This is a genomic window from Winogradskyella sp. PC D3.3, from assembly GCF_054366245.1.
This window is the reverse complement of sequence record NZ_CM135962.1, coordinates 3,555,794-3,577,566: the sequence shown is the minus strand read 5'-3', so window position 1 is coordinate 3,577,566 and position 21,773 is coordinate 3,555,794. Positions and strand designations below refer to the sequence as shown.

Below are 21,773 nucleotides of genomic sequence, written 5' to 3'. Positions count from 1 at the left end.
ATTTATAAAAATTATAAGATGGCTTTAACAAAATCACCGCATAGTTTTCACATTCCTGTTATGGGATTAGCTTATACCATTGACAGTCCTATTCGAGTGGCTCAATATGGCATTTCATCTGTTGTCTCTATTATTGATGATGAGCTTTTAGAAAAAATGACTGCATTTTACAGTAAACAATTTGACTTACCCTATAAAGAAATCACCAAAAAGGCTCAAGATTATAGAGCAGAGCGTGTGACTGCGTATTTAAATTTAGCTGATACGATTGTTAAGAAAAAATTCTCAAAATTTAAAACGGAACTAGCAGAGAGTAAAATGGCTTTAGAACAGTTTATGGCTATTTTACCACATACTTCTTCCATTAAAGAAGGGCTTTCAAATTTAATGGACGAAGGAGTTTTAATAAAGAATCAAATAAAACGTTATTTGGATACCCATCTCAATCCGGGGGAGATTGATGTCAACATCATGACAAAAGTGGATAAAGATAATTTTGATAAAAAGGAACAGCTCTCAGTAGAATACAATGATGCTCATGCGGCATTGCGTGGATTTGCAAAGAGTAAATTAAGTTCTTCTGTTGTGCTTTCTGCAGGAATGAATCCTAGATTGTACAGTTATTTTGAGACGTTTGAAGACTTTTTTCCTAATGCTAAGGGGCAATTAAAAAAGAAAATTATTTTAAAGGTTAGTGATTACCGTTCGGCCGTTATTCAAGGGAAGTTTTTAGCTAAAAAAGGACTATGGGTTTCTGAATATCGAATTGAATCGGGATTGAATTGTGGCGGTCATGCTTTTGCAACCGAAGGGTTTTTATTAGGGCCTATTTTAGAAGAGTTTAAAACTAAAAAGCAAGACTTAATAGACGAGACCCATGCTGTTTTTGTAAAAGGCTTAGAACAGAAAGCGTTAGCGATTCCGGAGCAGCCCTTAGATTTAAAAATTACCGTTCAAGGCGGTGTCGGTACTGCTGAGGAGCACGCTTTTTTATTAGAGTATTACCAAGTGGATTCAGTAGGTTGGGGTAGCCCTTTTTTATTAGTCCCTGAAGCGACTTCTGTAGATTCGCATACACGAGATTTGTTAGCCAAAGCTAAAGAACAAGATTTGTACTTAAGTGATATTTCACCTTTAGGAGTGCCTTTTAATACGCTAAAAGGAACAACGAATGAGTTCTTTAAACAAAAACGCATTGATAACAATAAAGCGGGAAGCTCTTGCCCTAAGAAATATTTAGCTTTGAGTAAAGAGTTTGGTCCAGAAGGAACTTGTACGGCTTCAAAAAAATATCAAGACATTAAGTTGCAAGAATTAGAATCTAAAAAGGACAGTTTGACTAGCGAGATGTACCACAATGCCAAAGCTAAAATCACAGAAAAGGCTTGTTTGTGTGTTGGTTTGGCTAATGCGTCCTATTTAGAAAATGGTATTAAAATAAAAGGGCAGGAGCAAGGTGTTGTGATTTGTCCAGGTCCTAATATGGCCTATTTTGATAAAGAAGTTTCGCTTTATGACATGATGAAACATATTAATGGGAAGGAGTCTGTACTTTCAAATCCTAATCGTCCTCATATGTTTGTGAAAGAATTGAAAATGTATATTGATTATTTGAAAAATGAGATTAATACGCAATCAGAAGGTCTTACAGCGAAGCAAATTAAAAAATGGAATACGTTTAAAAGCAACTTGTTTAATGGGATTGCTTATTATGAACAACTATTTGTAAGTTCTGTACAGATTGAAGCTAAAGGCATTCAAAAGGCTCTTCAGTATTATAAAGCTGCCTTGGAGGAGGTTTTGATACCAGAGTTACAGTAGTGTTAACTTATCTCAAAATGGGATGTTAGTCTATAAAAAAAGCCTTTACAGTATTGTAAAGGCTTTTTCATATGGTTTAAAGTCCTATCTATTTAATAGCTCTTGAACTTTACGTTCTAAGGCAATTCCTCTAAGGTTTTTAGCTGCAATTTTTCCTTCAGCATCAAGAATAAAGACAGCTGGGATAGATCTTATATTATAAAGTTGTGCTATAGGATCTTGAAAATATTTTAAATTAGATACCTGTGTCCATGTTAATTTATCTGTTTCAATAGCGTTTAACCATGCTTGTTTTGGGTCTTTTTGTGTGCGTGTACCATCTAAGGATACTCCAATGATTTCTAGTCCTTGGTCGTGGTACTTTTCATAAATCTTAACCACATTAGGGTTTTCTCTTCGGCATGGTCCACACCAAGCTGCCCAGAAATCTATAATGGTTACTTTTCCTTTGCTCTCATTTAGGCTTACCATTTTACCATCAGGTGTAGGTGCTTCAAAGTTAGGAGCTATTTTTCCAATTTCAACTCTAGATTTTTTTTCATATTCAATTAGTGCTTGATCTAATTTTACTTTAAGCGCGACTCCTTTAGGTGAAGACTTTAATTCTGAATTAAGGTTTTCAAAAGCTTTAATGTAGTCTTCAATATTCCTGTTTTTTTTGTTGGTTTGTTCATCAATTAATACCAAACTATAATAGCTGTTCGTATTAGAGTTTATATATTTAAGAGGATATTCTTGTTGTTTTCTTTGTGCTTGTGTAAATAGTTTAGAAACAGAATCTCTTTTTGCTAGTGTAAATTGTGGGGTGTTATTTCGCAACTGACGTTTTAAATTAGCCGCTTCTTCAGTTAGTTTTGTCATCTCTTTATTATAGATGTCAAAGTCTTTTTGGGATTTAGAACCCGAAACTGTAGATTCTAAGATGTTGGCTTTGTTGATGGAAACATCAATGATGCTATTTTCGAGCATGAATTTTAAGTTCCCATTCACAGAATTTATAGAAATTAAAGAACTTGTAGGAGAAGGTACAGTACCGGTGAAATAAAACTTTTCGTCAACAACAATAGCGGTGTCAATGACTTTGTCTCGACCTCCCTCTTTTACTTTTAGATAGGCCCTTATACCATTATATACGCCTTTTGCATTACCATTAATAATGAAGTCCGTTCGCTTTTCTTCGGTTTTACATCCAAAGCATAAAAGCCCAATAATTGTGTAAATGAATACGTTTTTCATAACTATGTTCTATATCTAAATAATTTGAATTAATTTAAAGAACTACAAATATAAAAACAAAGGTTTAAAATTCTAATGTAAGGTTAATTAGTAAATAAAAGTTGCTGGGCTTAATGTTTAAAGAATCCCATAATTTACAATACTTTTGTAACAAAGACTTAGAATATGCATAACGATACCATTGTAGCTTTAGCAACCCCCTCAGGTAGTGGTGCCATTGCAGTTATACGATTATCTGGACAGGACGCCATAAACATTGCTTCAAAATGTTTTAAATCTGTTTCTAATAAGGATTTAAACCAACAGGCGACCCATACCATTCATTTAGGCCATATTATAGACGCACAGCGTACTATTGATGAGGTTTTGGTGTCTGTGTTTAAGAACCCTAATTCTTATACGGGTGAGAATGTGGTAGAGATATCGTGTCATGGGTCATCTTATATTCAACAAGAAATTATTCAGTTGTTTTTACGCGAAGGTTGCAGGATGGCTACGGCTGGTGAATTTACCTTGCGTGCTTTTTTAAATGGTAAACTCGATTTGAGTCAGGCGGAAGCTGTTGCCGATTTAATTTCTAGTGATAATGAGGCGTCGCATCAGATTGCGATGCAGCAGATGCGTGGTGGTTTTTCTTCTGAAATTGCTAAGCTTCGTGAAGAGCTTTTGAATTTCGCTTCGTTAATAGAATTGGAATTGGACTTTGCTGAAGAAGATGTAGAGTTTGCAGACAGAACTCAGTTTAAGGCCTTAATAGAACGTATTAATTTTGTATTGAAACGTTTGATTGATTCTTTTGCTGTAGGTAATGTGATTAAGAATGGTATTCCTGTCGCGATTGTTGGGGAACCTAATGTTGGAAAGTCGACTCTATTGAATGCTTTATTAAATGAAGACCGTGCGATTGTTTCTGAAATCGCAGGTACCACAAGAGATACAATTGAGGATGAAATCTCTATTGGAGGTATTGGTTTTCGGTTTATAGATACGGCAGGTATTCGTGAGACTGAAGATGTTGTTGAAAGCATTGGAATAAAGAAAACCTTTGAAAAGATAGAGCAGGCTCAAGTGGTGATGTTTTTGGTGAGTAGTCCGCAGTTGGCGGTGGATAAGGATGCGATTACCACCATTACCATTGAGATTGAAAAGGTGAAAAATAAGTTTCCACAAAAGCAGTTATTGGTTATTGTGAATAAAATTGACCAGATTACAGATGCTGAATTGGCCACTATTAGAACGGCTTTAGATTCTAATGCTACTGAGGTTATTCCTATTTCGGCAAAGACTGGTTTTGGTGTGGAGCAACTTACCAATAAACTACTCGATTTAATTAATACGGGAGCGTTGCGTAATAATGAAACGATTGTAACGAATTCGCGTCATTACGATGCTTTATTGAAGGCTTTTGAAGAGGTTCAGAAGGTGAAAGACGGTTTAGAGACCGGCTTGTCTGGTGACTTGTTAGCTATTGATATTCGTCAGGCCTTGTATCACTTTGGTGAGATTACAGGTGAGATTACTAATGATGATTTATTGGGTAATATTTTTGCAAACTTCTGTATCGGAAAGTAACTTGCTTTCTTTTGTATGTTAATCCCTTGTTATTGTTTGCTTTGTAATATTTTATCTTCTTTTATTTGCTCTTTTTTGACTAAATTTGTTGTATATCTGTTGCTTTAAATACGGATTTGTTGCCCAAATCTGTTGGTGAAGATATAGGCGAAATGATGCACCATAACGCACCACGTTGCACCATTACGCTACATAAAGCACCATTTATGAGCAGTAATTTATTCATTCCTAAAACTTGTAAGCATTGCGGTAATGCCTTTACAGCACGTACAACAGTAACTAAATACTGTGGTGATACTTGTGCTAAAAAAGCTTATAAGCACGTAAGCGTAAAGAAAAAATTCAAGCTACCCTTACTGAAGATATGCAGCAACAAAAAGAAGCTGTTTAAGTTTCCAATCCAAATGCAGTAAACAATAAAGATTTTTTAAGTGTAACAGAAGCTTCACAATTGATTGGTGTAAGTAGATGGACTATTCAAAGAATGATACAACAAGGGCGCTTAAAGGCAGTTCCTTTTGGTAGAAAACGTATTGTGGCTAGATGGCAAATTGAAAACCTTTTTAATTAGCATCCTATGAAAGTAACTTTAAGACAACGCAAGAAGAATAATAAAATAAGTTTGTATTTAGATTACTATCATAAAGGCAAACGCAAAACCGAGTATTTACGCTTATATCTTACGCCTAATCCTAAAACCAAAATAGAAAGAGAGGTTAATAAAAAAAACAAGCAATTAGCTGAAATTATTTGTGCGCAAAGACAAATAGAAATACAAAACGGCATTTATGGATTTCAAGATATAGAGAAGTTGAAAGGCAGTTTTATTACTTATGTTACAGCATTAGCAGAAAAGAAAAATACAAGCTCTGGCAACTATGGGAATTGGAATAGTATGCTAAAGCATTTAAAAACCTTTTGCCCTACAGATATAAGTTTTCAAGATTTAGACAAATCATTTGTAGAACGTTTCAAAGAGTATTTAGATAAGGATGCAATGGCTAGAGCAGGTAAAAAGTTGTCTCAAAACTCTAAATATTCATACTTCGGGAAATTCTGTGCAGCACTAAAACAAGCGGTTAAAGATGGTATTTTAAAAGTCAACCCTGCAAATGGTGTTGAATATTTTAAGCAAGGAGAACCTCAACGAGAATTTTTAACCCTTGATGAATTACAAAAAGCCGTTAATACTGAATGCGAATTACCTATATTAAAAAATGCATTTATTTTTTCTGCGCTTACAGGATTACGTTGGTCAGACATCGAAAAATTAGTATGGTCAGAAATACAGCATTCTAAAGAAATGGGTTATTACATACGCTTTAGACAAAAGAAAACTAAAGGTGCTGAAACCTTACCAGTATCAGACCAAGCAAAAGAATTATTAGGAGAAGAAGGCAAACCAGAAGAAAAAGTTTTTAAAGGGCTACATTATAGTGCCTGGTCTAATTTAAAATTACAGCAATGGATAATGAAAGCAGGTATTTCAAAAGACATTACCTTCCATTGTGCGCGTCATACCTATGCTACATTACAATTAACATTGGGAACAGATATTTATACAGTATCAAAATTATTAGGGCATAAAGAATTAAGAACAACACAGATTTATGCAAAAGTGATTGATGATAAAAAGAAAGAAGCTGCTAACCGTATCAAACTAGATTTATAATGAAGGGAAACGTATTTTCAAAATTGGTTTCAATAACCAATGGTTTACATAGGGATAATAGGTCTGAAAGAGAATTTGACGTCGTAAATTCTGAATTAAAGGAACTACCGAAAGTAACAAGTACGTTTTTTAAAGTAAACTTTAAAAGACCTTTAAATAGCAAAAAGGGATATTACTATAAATTGATTTCAAATGAAGTTAAAGCTGAATTATCAGGATTCAAAAATCACTTCCCAAAAGATGCAACCAATCCAGAAAACAAATACAATTTTACTGTCCTTTATAACAAATTTGATAAGTACCTAAAAGATATTGCCAGTTATATTAAAAAGCGAGGTATTACAACAAATTTAAGTAGTGATAACGATTATATCATTAATTACTTAAAAACATCAGCTATCCACTTATATGCTGAACTACAGGGTGTTTACATTAAAAATTATAGAAATGCTCAAATCATACAACTGTATTCCTTCTTTGAGGACATTTTAAAACGAGGATGTGATAGATATGCGTCTTATAAAAAAACAGATTATAAAGTTGAAGACTTAAAAGGAAATAATGATATAGATAAAGTGAAAAAGTTTTTAAAACAGTCTGCTAAAGTTGATTTTTCAGTATTAAACCCAGAATGGAGTTTTATCGATAATTTTAGACAAGTACGTAATTTAGTTGTACATCATAAAGGAATAATTAAAAACAATGATACCGCCAATAATAGCGATAGAAAATTCAATAATATTAAGAATTTTAGCAATGGTCGCTTTACATTAAAACCTTATGTATCATCAGATAATAGATTTGAAATAGTATTTGACAATCCAGAGTTTTTTAAAGAGATAATTAAGAATATTGAAAATTTATTAGATAAAATAGGTAGTAAAGAAATGCCTTAAGACAAAGTATAAAAAGTCCTTTCTAAAATGGGGCAATGGTGAAATTTGTAAATTTCTCATCTCTAAACTTCTGTTAAACAAAATCAATAGTTGTTAAAAATTTATACCTTTGCAATTAGTATGAAGCAAGTATTACATAAAATAATGTCTTTGGTAATGGCTCTCGTAGTGTTATTTTCTACGTTGTCATTTACTGTAAGTATACATTATTGTGGTGATACTTTAGCAGAAACTGCAATTTTCCATAAAGCAAAAGGTTGCGGTATGGAAATGGAAAAACCTGCTACTGAAGGTTGCTCTATAACCAAGAAAAATTGTTGTAATGATGAACAATTAGTGGTTGATGGTCAAGATGAATTACAATTGCAAGTTGACAAAATCTCATTTGAGCAACAAGTATTCATTGCTTCATTTGTTTACACTTACATTAACCTTTTTGAAGGTTTAGATAAAAATGTATCTTCTTACGAAGAATACAAACCGCCACTCGTTGTAAGGCAAATCTTCAAGATTGACGAGACGTATTTAATTTGATTTTTAAACAATAGACTGTGTTATCCTATGGCTGTAATGTCATAAGGATTATTTGTTGTATTCGGTGTTGTCGTAGCACCAATGTCTAACTGTTTAATAATCAAAGCTAATGCTAAATAAAAGCATCAAATTTTTAATAGAGAATAAACTCGTAGCAGTTCTGCTACTTGTCCTTTTCATAGGATGGGGAACTGTAAACGCACCTTTTAATTGGGATACAGGTTTCTTACCAAGTAATCCTGTGGCTGTTGATGCCATTCCAGATATTGGGGAAAATCAACAAATTGTATTCACAAAATGGGATGGTCGTTCACCACAAGATATAGAAGACCAAATTACCTATCCACTGACAACATCGTTACTCGGTATTCCTGGAGTAAAAACCATTCGTAGTTCCTCTATGTTTGGCTTTTCAAGTATCTATATCATTTTTGAAGAAGATATCGAGTTTTACTGGAGTCGTAGTAGAATATTAGAAAAACTCAACTCTTTACCAAGTGGTTTATTACCCGAAGGTGTTAATCCTGCTTTGGGGCCAGATGCTACAGGTTTAGGACAAATATTTTGGTACACGCTAGAAGGTCGTGATGAAAACGGAAACGTTACTGGTGGTTGGGATTTACACGAATTACGAAGCATACAAGACTACTATGTAAAGTATGCCTTGTCTTCTGCAAGTGGTGTTTCAGAGGTCGCTTCTATTGGTGGTTACGTTCAAGAATACCAAGTCGATGTGAATCCTGAATTAATGCGACAATACAATATTGGGTTAAAACAAGTGGTAAAGGCAGTTAAAGAAAGTAATAAAGACATTGGTGCACAAACATTAGAAATCAATCAAGCCGAATATTTAGTACGTGGATTGGGCTACGTAAAATCTATTTCAGACATTGAAAATGCAGTAGTAACTTCTGAAGATTATACAGCTATAAGAATTAAGGATATAGGCAAAGTCTCATTAGGTCCTGCAACCAGACGTGGCTTATTAGATAAGGAAGGTGCAGAAGTTGTTGGTGCTGTTGTTGTGGCTCGTTATGGTGCAAATCCAATGGAAGTTATCAATAACGTTAAAGATAAAATTAACGAATTAAGCGCAGGCTTACCTTCAAAAGTATTAGCAGATGGTAGAACATCACAAGTAACCATTGTTCCTTTTTATGATAGAACGGAATTGATTCAAGAAACTTTAGGCACACTCAATGAAGCCTTAACTCTTGAAATATTGATTACCATTTTGGTCATTATCATTATGGTATTTAACCTTCGAGCTTCGGTATTAATTTCTGGTTTATTACCAGTTGCAGTTCTAATGGTATTTATAGCAATGAAACTCTTTGGTGTCGATGCTAACATTGTTGCACTTTCTGGTATTGCAATCGCTATTGGTACTATGGTAGATGTAGGAGTTATTCTTTCAGAAAATATAATAAGGCATTTAGATGAAAATAAAGAAAAACTACCTATAAACAATGTGGTTTACAACGCCACAGCAGAGGTTTCAGGCGCAATCGTAACCGCAGTAATGACAACCATTATTAGTTTCATTCCTGTATTTACAATGATTGGTGCAGAAGGTAAATTATTTAGACCATTAGCTTTTACCAAAACATTCGCACTAACCGCTTCTATAATTGTAGCCTTATTTTTAATACCACCATTTGCAGCATTTCTATTCAGAAAGAAAAGCATTAAAACCAACTTTAAATATGTTTTAAATGGCGTTTTAATAGCATTAGGTATTGCAACGATAATCTATGGGTATTGGTTAGGATTAATATTAGTTGGTTTTGGTATCACAGCATTGCTTAATCTTCAAAATAAGATAACAGAGAAACAGGCTAATCTTACCAATATTATTATTTCAGTATCAGCAATAGTATTCTTGTTAGCCGAATACTGGCAACCTTTAGGAGTAGATAAAAGCATTTTCTGGAATCTCATTTTTGTAAGTGTTATATGCTTTAGTTTATTAGGTATTTTCTCATTATTTATGAAATACTACACGCGTATTTTAAGATGGTGTTTAGATAATAAGCTATTGTTTTTATCTGTGCCAACAGTGATTGTAATAGCAGGATTTTTCATTATGAAAAATACAGGTAAAGAGTTTATGCCATCTTTAAATGAAGGCTCATTTCTACTAATGCCAACCTCAATGCCTCATTCAGGAGTAGAAGAAAATAAAAGGGTTTTACAGCAATTAGATATGGCTGTAGCCAGCATTCCAGAGATTGAAACGGTAGTTGGTAAAGCAGGAAGAACAGAATCAGCTTTAGACCCAGCACCTCTATCAATGTACGAAAATATCATTCAGTACAAACCAGAGTATATGCTGAATGAAAACGGAGAACGTCAACGCTACAAAGTAAATAATGAAGGTGAATTTGTGTTAAAAAACGGAATGTCATTGCGAGCGGAACAACGTGAAGCGTGGCAATCTCTCAATGCGAAAGAACAACTCATCCCAGATAAAGATGGAGACTTCTACCGCAATTGGCGACCAGAAATACAATCACCAGACGATATTTGGAATGAAATTGTAAGAGTCACCAAATTACCAGGCGTTACGTCAGCACCAAAACTACAGCCCATAGAAACCCGATTGGTGATGCTTCAAACAGGAATGCGTGCCCCTATGGGAATAAAGGTTAAAGGACAGGACTTAAAACAAATTGAAGCGTTTGGTGTTCAGTTAGAGGATATATTAAAACAAGCCGAAGGCGTTAAACAAGAAGCTGTGTTTGCAGACCGTATTGTTGGTAAACCCTATTTATTAATTGATATTGATAGAGAGAAAATTGCACGTTATGGTATTTCAATACAGAATGTACAAGATGTATTAAAAGTTGCAGTTGGCGGAATGGTATTAACCCAAACCGTTGAAGGTAGAGAACGTTATGGTGTTCGTGTACGTTACCCAAGAGAACTACGAGCAAATCCAACAGACTTACAACAGATTTATGTGCCAGTTGAAAAAGGCAGTCCAGTTCCTTTAAGTGAATTGGCAACCATTCGCTACGAACAAGGTCCACAAGTCATTAAAAGTGAAGACACCTTTTTAGTAGGCTATGTATTATTTGATAAACTGGATGGCTTTGCAGAAGTTAGCGTTGTAGAAAATGCACAAGCATTGATTCAAGAAAAAATAGATAATGGCGAATTAGTAGTGCCAAAAGGTATTAACTATCAATTTACTGGAACTTACGAAAATCAGTTAAGAGCAGAAAAAACCTTATCGGTTGTTGTGCCTTTAGCATTAGCAATCATTTTCTTAATACTGTATTTCCAATTCCGTTCAGTAGGTACATCATTAATGGTGTTTACAGGTATCTCAGTAGCTTTTGCAGGAGGATTTATAATGATATGGCTCTATGGTCAAGATTGGTTTTTAAACTTCAATTTCTTTGGAGAAAACCTACGTGATTTATTTCAGATACACCCAATTAATTTGAGTGTAGCGGTTTGGGTAGGCTTTATTGCACTCTTCGGTATTGCAACCGATGATGGTGTAGTAATGGCAACCTATTTAACGCAAACTTTTGATAGAAACACACCAGAGAATAAAAAGGAAATTAGAGCGTCCATAGTAGAAGCAGGAGAAAAACGTATCAGACCCTGTTTAATGACTACAGCAACAACAATTTTGGCATTATTACCAGTACTAACATCCACAGGACGAGGAAGCGATATTATGATTCCAATGGCAATACCAAGTTTTGGTGGAATGCTGTTTGCCTTAATTACCTTATTTGTGGTTCCTGTATTATTCAGCTGGAGAGAAGAGTTAAAAGTGATAAACTAAAAGTGAAAAGTTATGAGTAAAAGTATTTTAAAAAAGAAGAGTTATGCTTTCGCAATCTTAATTGTAAAGCTATCTCAATTATTAGTAAGTAAAAAAAAGAAATATGTTTTAAGTAAACAACTTTTAAGAAGTGGTACTGCTATTGGAGCATTAATTCGAGAAGCTGAATTTGCACAAAGTAAAGCCGACTTTATAAATAAAATGAGCATATCACTAAAAGAAGCTAATGAAACATTGTATTGGCTAGACTTATTAAAAGACACATGTTATATTAGTATAGAAACACATTTAATTCATTACAATTTAAATAAAGAATTAGTTGCAATGTTGGTTAGTTCAATTAAAACAACAAAATCAAGACTGTAAAATGATAAATTTTAAAGATATAAATCATCAGTTGAAGAGCTTACTTGTTTTTAGTTTTTCACTTTTCACTTTTCACTTAAGTAATGCCCAACAATTAGAAGTACTCATAGATGAAGCATTAGCCAATAATCCAGAGATTCAAAAGTTCGAGATGCAATACAAAAGAGTTTCAGAAAAAGTAAATGAGGTCAATACCATTCCAAATACCGAATTTGGAGTAGGTTACTTTGTAAGTGAGCCAGAAACTCGAACAGGAGCACAACGCTTTAAAGTATCTGCTAAACAAATGCTACCGTGGTTTGGAACCATTACGTCGAGAGAAAATTATATCAGTTCGTTAGCGGATGCCAAATATGAAGACATTGTTATTTCAAAGCGAAAACTAATGGCTTCGGTATCACAATCCTATTATAATTTATACGCCAACAAAGCAAAACAAAAGGTGCTAACAGAAAACATTAAACTATTGGAAACCTATGAAACTCTGGCATTAACCTCAGTTGAGGTTGGTAAAGCATCTGCTGTAGATGTGTTGCGATTACAAATGCGTCAAAATGAAATGCAACAACTAAAAGATGTTTTAAGGCAACAGTTTTTAGCAGAACAAACGAATTTGAATAATCTTTTGAATAGAGAAAATGATATTGCTGTTACTGTGGTAGATAGTTTAATGATGCCAGCAGAAGACTTTGAAATCAATACTGAAAATTTGGCATTGCATCCCGAATTGTTGAAGTATGAAAAACTCTACCAATCCATTGAACAATCAGAATTACTAAACCAAAAAGAAAGCAGTCCTATGATTGGTTTTGGATTAGACTACATCAATGTTTCCGAAAGACCAGATATGAATTTTAGTGATAACGGTAAAGATATTGTGATGCCTATGGTTTCGGTATCAATCCCAATTTTTAATAAAAAATATAAATCTCAAACAAAGCAAAATGAGTTAGAGCAGCAAGAAATAACAGCTCAAAAACAAGAACGATTAAACACTTTGGAAACGCTTTTAAGTAAAGCGATTAATGAACGTATTTCTACAAGAATAAGTTATGCTACGCAAACTAAGAACTTAAAACAAGCTAAAGATGCTGAAGAAATTTTAATCAAAAGCTACGAAACAGGAACGATTGATTTTAATGATGTTTTGGATATTCAAGAATTACAACTAAAATTTCAAATGAACCAAATAGAGTCTATTAAGGGCTACTATGTGCAAAGCACAATTATTAATTATTTAATACAATAATAATGAAATGAGCAGATGTATTATTATAAATCTATTCAAGATTTTTATAAGCGAATTACATCTGTCCATTAAGAAAAAATAAATAATAACAGATGAAACACACATATCACATACACGGAATGACTTGCAACGGTTGTCGTGCTCACGTAGAAGAAACACTTTCTAAAGTGAAAGACGTTTCAAAAGCAACAGTCAATTTAGAAAAGGCAGAAGCTACAATCGAAATGGAATCGCATATTCCTATAGAAACATTTCAAGAAGCCTTAAAAAATGATGGTGGCAGATACAGTATTCATAAACAAGGTGAACATCATCACCATTTAGAAGATAAAAAGAAAAACCAATCAAAAGCAAAAGGCACAGGTACATTTTATTGTCCTATGCATTGCGAAGGCGATAAAACCTATGATAAAGCAGGAGATTGTCCTGTTTGCGGAATGGATTTGGTCGAAGAACAAAATCTATCAACTACAAATACAGAACAATGGACGTGTCCAATGCATCCAGAAGTTGTAAAAGATGAAGCAGGTTCGTGTCCTATTTGTGGTATGGATTTAGTGCCAATGCAACCAGATATTTCAGCAGAAGAAAAGACCTATAAAAAACTACTAAAGAAGTTTTGGTTAGCAACAGCATTCACATTGCCAATATTCTTAATGGCTATGAGCGAAATGCTAAATAACAATCCATTGTACGATTTAATGGAACAGAAATATTGGAATTGGATTCAGTTTGCATTATCCATTCCAGTAGTATTTTATGCGACTTGGATGTTCTTTGAACGTGCTTATAAAAGTATAAAAACGTGGAATCTCAATATGTTCACACTAATTGGGATTGGTGCAGGTGTAGCTTGGTTTTTTAGCGTTTTTGGAATGTTTTTTCCAGATGTGTTTCCGGCACAGTTTAAAACAGAATCAGGTGCAGTACACGTCTATTTTGAAGCAGCAACGGTTATTCTAACCTTGGTGCTTTTAGGACAGTTGTTAGAAGCGCGTGCCCACAGTAAAACCAATTCAGCAGTTAAAGAATTATTAAAGTTAGCACCCAATAAAGCTGTAAAAATAATAGATGGTGAAGAGGTTGAAGTCAGTATTGATAAGATAGAACTTAATGATATTCTAAAAGTTAAACCAGGTGATAAAATTCCTGTAGATGGTGTGATAACTGAAGGAGAAACAACTATTGATGAATCTATGATTACAGGTGAACCTATTCCTGTAAACAAATCTCAAGATGATAAAGTAAGTAGCGGAACAATTAATGGAAATCAATCATTCTTGATGAAAGCCGAAAAAGTAGGAAGTGATACACTATTATCTCAAATCATCCATATGGTTAATGATGCGAGTAGAAGTCGCGCACCTATTCAAAATTTAGCAGATAAGGTATCAGGTTATTTTGTGCCAGTTGTGGTCATTATCTCTTTACTAACTTTTGCAATTTGGACAATTTGGGGACCAGAACCAGTTTATGTGTATGCGTTTGTAAATGCTATTGCAGTTCTAATCATTGCGTGTCCTTGTGCTTTAGGTTTAGCAACACCAATGTCTGTAATGGTTGGTGTGGGTAAGGGTGCTCAAAATGGGGTATTGATTAAAAATGCTGAAGCACTTGAAAAAATGGATAAGGTTGATACTTTAATAGTTGATAAAACGGGTACAATTACCGAAGGCAAACCAACAGTAGAAACAGTTGGTGCTTTTAGTGATGCTTTAAGCGAAAAGGAGCTTCTTCAATACATCGTCTCATTAAATACCAATAGCGAACACCCATTAGCAGAAGCGACAGTTAAATATGGAAAAAAGCATAATGCTGAAATAATAAAATCTGAAAACTTTAGTGCTGTTACAGGTAAAGGTGTTGAAGCTATAATAGATGGAAAAAAAGTAGCATTAGGAAATCCTAAAATGATGGAATATGCAAAAGCAAACATTACATCTAAAATGCAAGAAGAAGCCAAAACCTACCAAAAGCAAGGTAAAACCGTATCGTATTTATCAATAGACGAAATAGTTGTTGGATATGTGGTTATAGGAGATAAAATAAAAGAAACAAGCGCCAAAGCGATTAAAGCACTTCAAGATAAAGGCATTGATGTTATAATGCTTACTGGCGATAATCACAATACAGCACAAGCAGTAGCATCAGAGCTTAATCTCGCAGATTTTAAAGCCAGTATGCTACCAGAAGATAAACTCAAAGAAGTAGAGAAACTGCAAGAAAAAGGAAAAGTGGTTGCAATGGCAGGTGATGGTATTAATGATGCACCAGCATTGGCAAAAAGTGATGTAGGCATTGCAATGGGTACAGGAACAGATGTAGCGATAGAAAGTTCAATGATAACATTAGTAAAAGGCGATTTACACGGCATTGTAAAAGCCAGAAATTTAAGTGATTCCGTAATGAAGAATATTAAGCAGAATTTATTTTTTGCACTTATTTATAACACATTAGGAGTACCTATTGCAGCAGGCGTATTATTCCCTTTCTTTGGTATTTTATTGTCGCCAATGATAGCAGCGTTAGCAATGAGCTTTAGCTCTGTTTCTGTAATAGTAAACGCATTACGATTAAGAAATATTAAAATATAACACTATGAAAAAATATATAATTTACTTCGGAATATTGGTAGTTGGATTGTTGTTAGGATGGTTGCTTTTTGGTGGTTCATCAAAAGAAGAAACAGAGCATAATCACGATAAGGTTTCAGAAACCAATCAAATGTGGACCTGTTCAATGCATCCGCAGATAATGCAACCAGAAGCTGGCGATTGCCCAATTTGTGGTATGGATTTAATTCCTGCTGAAAGTAGCTCTGATGGTTTATTAGCAGACCAATTTAAGTTAACTGAAAATGCTATGGCATTGGCAAATATTCAAACAACCATAGTAGGTAAAGGAAATGCTGAAGAAAACACCATTAAGTTAACAGGGAAAATTGCTGAAAATGAAGAAGCTAATGCAGTACAGGTCAGCTACTTTTCTGGTAGAATAGAACGATTGAATGTGAGTTTTACAGGCGAAAAAGTAAATAAAGGTCAGCTATTAGCAACTATTTATTCGCCAGAATTGTATGCAGCACAACAAGAACTTATTACAGCAGCTTCATTAAAGGAATCTCAACCAGCATTGTACAAAGCAGTTCGTAATAAATTAAAGTTATGGAAGCTCTCTGAAAATCAAATCAATCAGATTGAAGAAACAGGAAAAGTAAAAGAAAACTTTCCAGTTTATGCTACGGTTTCAGGAACAGTTACCGAAAAATTAGTAGAACAAGGCGATTATATTAAACAAGGTCAACCTTTATTAAAAATTGCTAACCTCAATACTGTTTGGGGAAATTTTGATGTCTATGAAAATCAGATTGACCGGTTTAAGAAAGGACAGGAAGTTTTGATAACAACCAATGCTTATCCTAATAAGGAATTTAAAGGTAAAGTAGATTTTATCGACCCAATTTTAAATACCAAAACACGTACTGTAACCTTACGAGTAGTTTTGAATAATCAGAACGATGTATTTAAACCAGGAATGTTTGTTGAAGGAAAGATTAAAGGTCTCAATACAAATAAAGAACAAGTATTAGCAATACCATCTTCTGCTGTTTTATGGACAGGAGAACGTTCTGTGGTGTATGTGAAAGCTAAGCCTAATCAACCAGTTTTTGAAATGCGTAAGATTACATTAGGCAATCAAATCGGTAATAATTATGAGGTTTTAGAGGGTTTAAATAATGGTGATGAAATAGTAACCAATGGAACATTTACAGTTGATGCAGCTGCTCAATTACAAGGCAAGAAGTCGATGATGAATAAGGATGGTGGCAAAGTAATGACAGGTCACGAAGGACATTTAGGAATGAATAATAATGCATCAAAAAAAGAAAGTGACCATACTAATATGAACGAACGATTGGAAGTATCAGAGAAATTTCAAGAACAATTACAAGTTGTTTTCAATGATTATATCAATTTAAAAGATGCTTTAGTTAAAGAAGATTCAAAAAGTACTTCAGTTAATGCAACAAGTTTATTAAACAATTTAAGTAAAGTAGATATGAAATTATTATCAGACAATAACGCTCACACACATTGGATGTCATTAGTAGGCGACATAAAATCTTCTACGACATCTATTTCTAAAACGTCAGATATTAAAGGACAAAGAGACCATTTCAAACATCTATCATCACACTTAATAAATGCTGTACAACTATTTGGTGTAAATGAAAAAGTCTATGTAGAATTTTGTCCGATGGCAGATAACAACAACGGAGCATATTGGTTAAGCAAAGAAGAAAAAGTAATCAATCCATATTTTGGCGAAGCAATGTTAACCTGTGGAGAAGTAAAACAAGTAATAGAATAAATATAAATCAAGTAATAACAATTAAATTTTTAAAAAATGAAGAAAGTAATTTTAAGTGTAGCTGTAATAGCAGCAGTAGTTTTTACAAGTTGTAAAAACGATGCAAAAAAAGAAACAGAAACAACAACTACAGAAGTATCAAAAGATATGGCAATGACAGACCTTTCTTTTGGAGTAAGAGGTAATTGTGGCATGTGTAAAAGCACTATTGAAAAAGCAGCTAATGCTGTAGAAGGTGTAGCAAAAGCTACATGGGATGTAGATAAAAAGAAAATTGATGTATCTTTTGATGATTCCAAAACAGATGCAATGGTAATTCATAAAGCAATAGCAGCTTCAGGATATGATACTGAAAAAGTTGCAGGAAATTTAGAGGCTTATGATGGTCTACCTGGATGTTGTCATTATGATCATGAAATGGAAATGAATCAATCTGGCAAGTAAAATAAATGATGATTCTATCAATAATATTAAGAGTCTTTTTCGGAAGGCTCTTTTTTATTCCCCGCAACCCAAAACCCGGGCCGAGCGTAAAGAAAAGGTACAGTGTACCTTTTTAGCGAAGGAGCCAGCCTGCGCAAAGGCAATTAGCGAAAAGCTCAAAACCCTCTGTCTTTTATGTTGTGGAGTTTATCCTGAGCGAAGTCGAAGGGCTTTCCAAAACAAGTTTAGCGTTTTACTATTCTAAAGGTACTTGCCTTTTAAAGCATATTTTCTCGCAAACTCAAAAACAAATCTAAAAAGCAATCGTATTATTTTTTTCATAAAACACTAAACTCCCCAAAGCTAAGTTACATAACGCGCAGTTATAGTAGCAAACGGCACTTTTCAAAGGTTTGCTATCGCAGTGTTAATGCATTTCGTACCTATAACTGTCATTATGTAAAATATCCACTCACCATCCGCACAAATCGGAACTAAAATTAAACTGTGGGTATTCACGAGTACATTAATTTAAAATAAAAATGAAACGAGCTAAATATCCGCTCATCCAACGCGCACTTCCGAACGTATAACAACATTTTGAACAAACATTAAACAGTCGAACAATTAAAGGATTAAGATAATTGAAAATAATATTCGTTATCTCATTCAACTGCACAAAACCATCATTAAGTCCAAGTATTCCTTAACTCAAGTCTTTGTTTGTTTCATTTCACTAACAAATATTATAGTCCACTTTTCCCCACCACCCAAGTAAGCGGTAATAAAAAAATAGGTTTATAGTATGTAGTAATACGCCATAGCACATTACTTTTTCTCGCTCGCCCTGTCTCGAGCGCCAGTCGAGAGGTCAAAAAATCAATAAGCTATCGTCTAAAAGTCCTGTATAAGTAGCTTGTTTAAATGCTGTTTTATCAAACAACTATTTAAAACGCTACCCATACAAACGCTTCATCCCACGCTCAAATTGGATATAACCTATTTTTTTAAGAGTTTATGCCCCAAAAAGTGTTGTTCAATTAATTAAATACATTTCAATATGATTACAAAAACAATCCAAATTACAGAAGTTACAGTTGATGAATTAGCCGATAGGGTAGCAGATAAATTATTGTTTAAAATTGAAGACTATCTTAAAGAACTATCAAAACCAAAAAATGATGAATTACTAACACGTAAAGAAGTAGCCGATTATTTAACAATAAGCCTTGTAACTATTCATTCTTGGAATAAACACGGTATTTTAAATCCAATTCGTATGGGCAACAGAATCTTATACAAAAAACAAGATATTTTAGATGTTTTAGAAGAACAGTCAATAAATAAAAAAAGGTAGCAAATATATGTGGCTACCACAGCCAACGCGCAAGGCTATAAAGGTCAAGCCCTACGGGTTTTGAATAAAACTTTTTTCAATAGCATTTTTCAAAATGATTAAACATTTAAACTCAAAAAACTTTTATCCAAAAACCTTGACAGGCTCATCCACGCCACAAGAACTATGGCTATCTTTTTTCTTTTCAAAAAAAATAATGGCGCGAAGCGTAGCGAAGCAATTTTAAATTGGATAGCTATGTCAACTTTTGAACTAAAAACACACCAAGTCGGAAGAACTTACTCAAACCCTCATTTTTTTATACTAAACAGGGCTGAACGTAAAGAAATAGTCCAGTGGACTATTTTAGTGAAAGAGCCAGCTGGCGGGAAGGAAACAGCGGAAAACCCTTAACCAATCCTTGTCCTAATTGTTTTGTAGTCAAAACTTCATCCGAAGAAGAAAAAAACGCACTTTTTCACATATCTATGATGTTACAAATAGGCGGCTTTTACGCTTACTATTTAAAAGGTAGTGTTATTCCGTTTATCTCAATAGATGATTGTAGAAACACTTTAAAAAATAGTTACACTTCATTGTTTTATGATGAAATTCAGTTGCAAAAGCATATTAATATAGTGTCCGCAATTAGCAAAAAGGAAGCAGAACTTAACGGTATCATTTCAAAAATGGTAGATTTAAAAGTAGCATATATTCAAAATGTATTTTCTAAAATGCAAAAGGAAGCAATCTAAAGCAACAAAATCCATATCTATACAATCGCACAATACTTGCCTTATATTTCATCGGAAGGTACAACTTCGTGTTAAGTCCGTACCAAGTCCGAAGAAAAGTAAGTTTCATTTAAATTATTTATGTTATGGGTAAAATTGCTCAAGGTATTTTAGGAGGGCTTTCAGGTAAGGTTGGAAACGTTATCGGTGGAAGCTGGAAAGGAATTGACTACATTAGAATTAAACCCTCAAGTGTAGCCAATCCAAGAACTGTTGGTCAAGTAAACCAAAGAACAAAGTTTACTGCCACTTTAGAATTTTTACAGGCTGTAAAGCCTTTTATTAAGTTAGGCTATAAAGGGTTAGCTGTTAAGAAAACAGAATTTAATGCAGCGATGTCGTATGTATTGAATAATGCAATTACAGGTACTGAACCTAACTTTGTTGTTGACTATCCAAACGCTTTAGTAAGTCGTGGAGGTTTATCTGGTGTGCTAAACCCAACGTCTGATTTATCAACTGCTGGAGAAGTAACTTTTGGTTGGGATGATAACTCTGCTGAAGGTAACGCAAATGCTACTGACAAGGCAATGTTGATGGTTTATAATCCATCAAAAAAGGAATCTATTTCTTTACTTGATGGTGCGGACAGAACAGTAGGTACTCAAATTGTTCCAATCCCAACAACTTATGCAGGAGATACAGTAGAACTATTTATGGCGTTTATTACTGCTGAAGGTAATACCGTGTCAAACAGTGTTTATTTAGGCTCTGGAACAGCTAATTAATGCTTGGTGTTTTTATTTAGAAACCGCTCTAATCGAGCGGTTTTTTTTATGTTATATTTGTTCAGCTATTTGTTAATAGTTGTTACTAATCTTCTCTTATTATGTGTTTTTTGTATGCTATTTGTTGCCCAAATGCAATAGTACCAATGAATATAGGGTTAGTTAAATATTGCATCGGAAAATAGACGCTGTGCTTACCCTTTTGTTATGTTAGTGTTTAGGTTTTAAATTATAAGGATTTAAAAAACAGTTGTATTTCTTCTTTAAAGACGTCTAAGGGTATGCGATGTGCGAGATTGTTGTGAATATGTATTTTATATTCCGGATGGTCTATGAGCGTCTCAGATAGAAACTTAAGGGTTTGTTTAGGGTTTACGATATCATCTTGTGTGCCTAAAACGATTTGCTTAAAACGGCTTGAGTTGTTTTTTATTTCGGGGATGGTTTGAGGAACTGATCTCAGGGCTAAGGCGGGATTAAATAGTAGGGCAGGGCATTGTATTATGTTTGAGACGTAATAGCCTATAAAGCCACCCATACTACTTCCTATGACCACATTAATTCCCTTTGCTTTAAAAGCTGTGCTTATACTCGCAATAGCGTGTGTGTCTGATTGGTAATCTATGGCTGGGGCAAACACCTCTCCATAAGGTTCTAGTAGCGCTTTTTTTTCGGGGCTTAAACTTCCATTTAAACCATGTATGTATAGGATTTTCATTGTGTTGTTGGGTCTTTAACTTTTAAATAACGCTGTATAAAGATACAACAACTAGCCGTTGTAAATAGCATGTGTTATTGGAATATTTCTAGGGTTATTGGCTGTAATTGCCGATGGTTTTATTGGTGTCATCTCTAAGTTTGTTTCTTCTACCATGTTATAAGCTTGTTTTAAGTCTGTTTTAAGCATGGTATAACCACGCTATAACCTTTAATTTAATTTTTTGTATATTGCTGTTTTGTAGGTGTTTAACTT

General features: G+C 34.0%; 20 protein-coding genes. 17 read left to right on the top strand and 3 right to left on the bottom strand.

Annotated elements, in window-relative coordinates; translation table 11 throughout:
* Positions 1–18 precede the first annotated feature (18 nt).
* Entirely contained in the window at positions 19–1,821 is a 1,803-nt protein-coding gene (locus ACXGSQ_RS15840; protein ID WP_458627120.1) for a hypothetical protein, read from the top strand.
* An 84-nt stretch (positions 1,822–1,905) separates the two neighbouring features.
* Here the strand turns inward: ACXGSQ_RS15840 and ACXGSQ_RS15835 are convergent, their stop codons facing one another.
* Complete coding sequence (locus tag ACXGSQ_RS15835) at positions 1,906–3,057, bottom strand: redoxin domain-containing protein (protein WP_458627119.1); 1,152 nt, start codon at positions 3,055–3,057, stop codon at positions 1,906–1,908.
* A gap of 165 nt (positions 3,058–3,222) precedes the next feature.
* Between ACXGSQ_RS15835 and mnmE the strand changes: the two genes are divergently transcribed.
* The 16 genes from mnmE (at position 3,223) to ACXGSQ_RS15755 (ending at position 20,800) form a co-directional block, all read left to right on the top strand.
* Positions 3,223–4,629, top strand: a complete 1,407-nt coding sequence (mnmE, locus tag ACXGSQ_RS15830; protein ID WP_458627118.1) for a tRNA uridine-5-carboxymethylaminomethyl(34) synthesis GTPase MnmE — start codon at positions 3,223–3,225, stop codon at positions 4,627–4,629.
* A 119-nt stretch (positions 4,630–4,748) separates the two neighbouring features.
* Positions 4,749–5,042: a hypothetical protein gene (locus ACXGSQ_RS15825; RefSeq protein ID WP_458627117.1), complete on the top strand. Its 294-nt coding sequence runs from the start codon at positions 4,749–4,751 to the stop codon at positions 5,040–5,042.
* A gap of 38 nt (positions 5,043–5,080) precedes the next feature.
* Positions 5,081–5,200: a hypothetical protein gene (locus tag ACXGSQ_RS15820; RefSeq protein ID WP_458627116.1), complete on the top strand. Its 120-nt coding sequence runs from the start codon at positions 5,081–5,083 to the stop codon at positions 5,198–5,200.
* 6 nt (positions 5,201–5,206) lie between these two features.
* On the top strand, positions 5,207–6,301 hold the full coding sequence (locus ACXGSQ_RS15815) for a phage integrase SAM-like domain-containing protein (protein WP_458627115.1): 1,095 nt from the start codon (positions 5,207–5,209) through the stop codon (positions 6,299–6,301).
* Complete coding sequence (locus tag ACXGSQ_RS15810; protein ID WP_458627114.1) at positions 6,301–7,197, top strand: DUF6617 family protein; 897 nt, start codon at positions 6,301–6,303, stop codon at positions 7,195–7,197. Before ACXGSQ_RS15815 ends, ACXGSQ_RS15810 begins: the two co-directional genes overlap by 1 nt.
* Positions 7,198–7,317: 120 nt before the next feature.
* Entirely contained in the window at positions 7,318–7,731 is a 414-nt protein-coding gene (locus ACXGSQ_RS15805; protein WP_458627113.1) for an HYC_CC_PP family protein, read from the top strand.
* Between the two features lie 109 nt (positions 7,732–7,840).
* Positions 7,841–11,533: an efflux RND transporter permease subunit gene (locus ACXGSQ_RS15800; RefSeq protein ID WP_458627112.1), complete on the top strand. Its 3,693-nt coding sequence runs from the start codon at positions 7,841–7,843 to the stop codon at positions 11,531–11,533.
* Positions 11,534–11,545: 12 nt separating this feature from the next.
* The gene (locus tag ACXGSQ_RS15795; RefSeq protein WP_458627111.1) at positions 11,546–11,899 is read left to right on the top strand and encodes a four helix bundle protein; all 354 of its coding nucleotides are present in this window, start codon (positions 11,546–11,548) and stop codon (positions 11,897–11,899) included.
* A gap of 1 nt (position 11,900) precedes the next feature.
* The gene (locus ACXGSQ_RS15790; protein WP_458627110.1) at positions 11,901–13,148 is read left to right on the top strand and encodes a TolC family protein; all 1,248 of its coding nucleotides are present in this window, start codon (positions 11,901–11,903) and stop codon (positions 13,146–13,148) included.
* Between the two features lie 92 nt (positions 13,149–13,240).
* Positions 13,241–15,742, top strand: a complete 2,502-nt coding sequence (locus ACXGSQ_RS15785; protein ID WP_458627109.1) for a heavy metal translocating P-type ATPase — start codon at positions 13,241–13,243, stop codon at positions 15,740–15,742.
* A 4-nt stretch (positions 15,743–15,746) separates the two neighbouring features.
* Positions 15,747–17,519 carry an efflux RND transporter periplasmic adaptor subunit gene (locus ACXGSQ_RS15780; RefSeq protein WP_458627108.1) on the top strand — a complete coding sequence of 591 codons (1,773 nt, stop codon included), beginning with the start codon at positions 15,747–15,749 and terminating at the stop codon, positions 17,517–17,519.
* Positions 17,520–17,555: 36 nt separating this feature from the next.
* Positions 17,556–17,963 carry a heavy-metal-associated domain-containing protein gene (locus ACXGSQ_RS15775; RefSeq protein ID WP_458627107.1) on the top strand — a complete coding sequence of 136 codons (408 nt, stop codon included), beginning with the start codon at positions 17,556–17,558 and terminating at the stop codon, positions 17,961–17,963.
* Positions 17,964–19,002: 1,039 nt separating this feature from the next.
* Positions 19,003–19,299 carry a helix-turn-helix domain-containing protein gene (locus ACXGSQ_RS15770; protein WP_458627106.1) on the top strand — a complete coding sequence of 99 codons (297 nt, stop codon included), beginning with the start codon at positions 19,003–19,005 and terminating at the stop codon, positions 19,297–19,299.
* Positions 19,300–19,464: 165 nt separating this feature from the next.
* Complete coding sequence (locus ACXGSQ_RS15765) at positions 19,465–19,692, top strand: hypothetical protein (RefSeq protein ID WP_458629384.1); 228 nt, start codon at positions 19,465–19,467, stop codon at positions 19,690–19,692.
* Positions 19,635–20,033, top strand: a complete 399-nt coding sequence (locus ACXGSQ_RS15760) for a DUF6943 family protein (protein ID WP_458627105.1) — start codon at positions 19,635–19,637, stop codon at positions 20,031–20,033. The genes ACXGSQ_RS15765 and ACXGSQ_RS15760 overlap by 58 nt, the downstream gene beginning before the upstream one ends.
* Positions 20,034–20,158: 125 nt before the next feature.
* Complete coding sequence (locus tag ACXGSQ_RS15755; RefSeq protein ID WP_458627104.1) at positions 20,159–20,800, top strand: DUF6266 family protein; 642 nt, start codon at positions 20,159–20,161, stop codon at positions 20,798–20,800.
* Between the two features lie 229 nt (positions 20,801–21,029).
* On the opposite strand, the gene ACXGSQ_RS15750 is transcribed toward ACXGSQ_RS15755, so the two are convergent.
* Both ACXGSQ_RS15750 and ACXGSQ_RS15745 read right to left on the bottom strand, forming a co-directional pair.
* Positions 21,030–21,518 (bottom strand): YqiA/YcfP family alpha/beta fold hydrolase, encoded by a 489-nt coding sequence (locus ACXGSQ_RS15750; RefSeq protein ID WP_458627103.1) that lies wholly within the window; start codon positions 21,516–21,518, stop codon positions 21,030–21,032.
* Positions 21,519–21,569: 51 nt separating this feature from the next.
* On the bottom strand, positions 21,570–21,707 hold the full coding sequence (locus ACXGSQ_RS15745; RefSeq protein ID WP_458627102.1) for a hypothetical protein: 138 nt from the start codon (positions 21,705–21,707) through the stop codon (positions 21,570–21,572).
* Between the last annotated feature and the right edge of the window lie 66 nt (positions 21,708–21,773).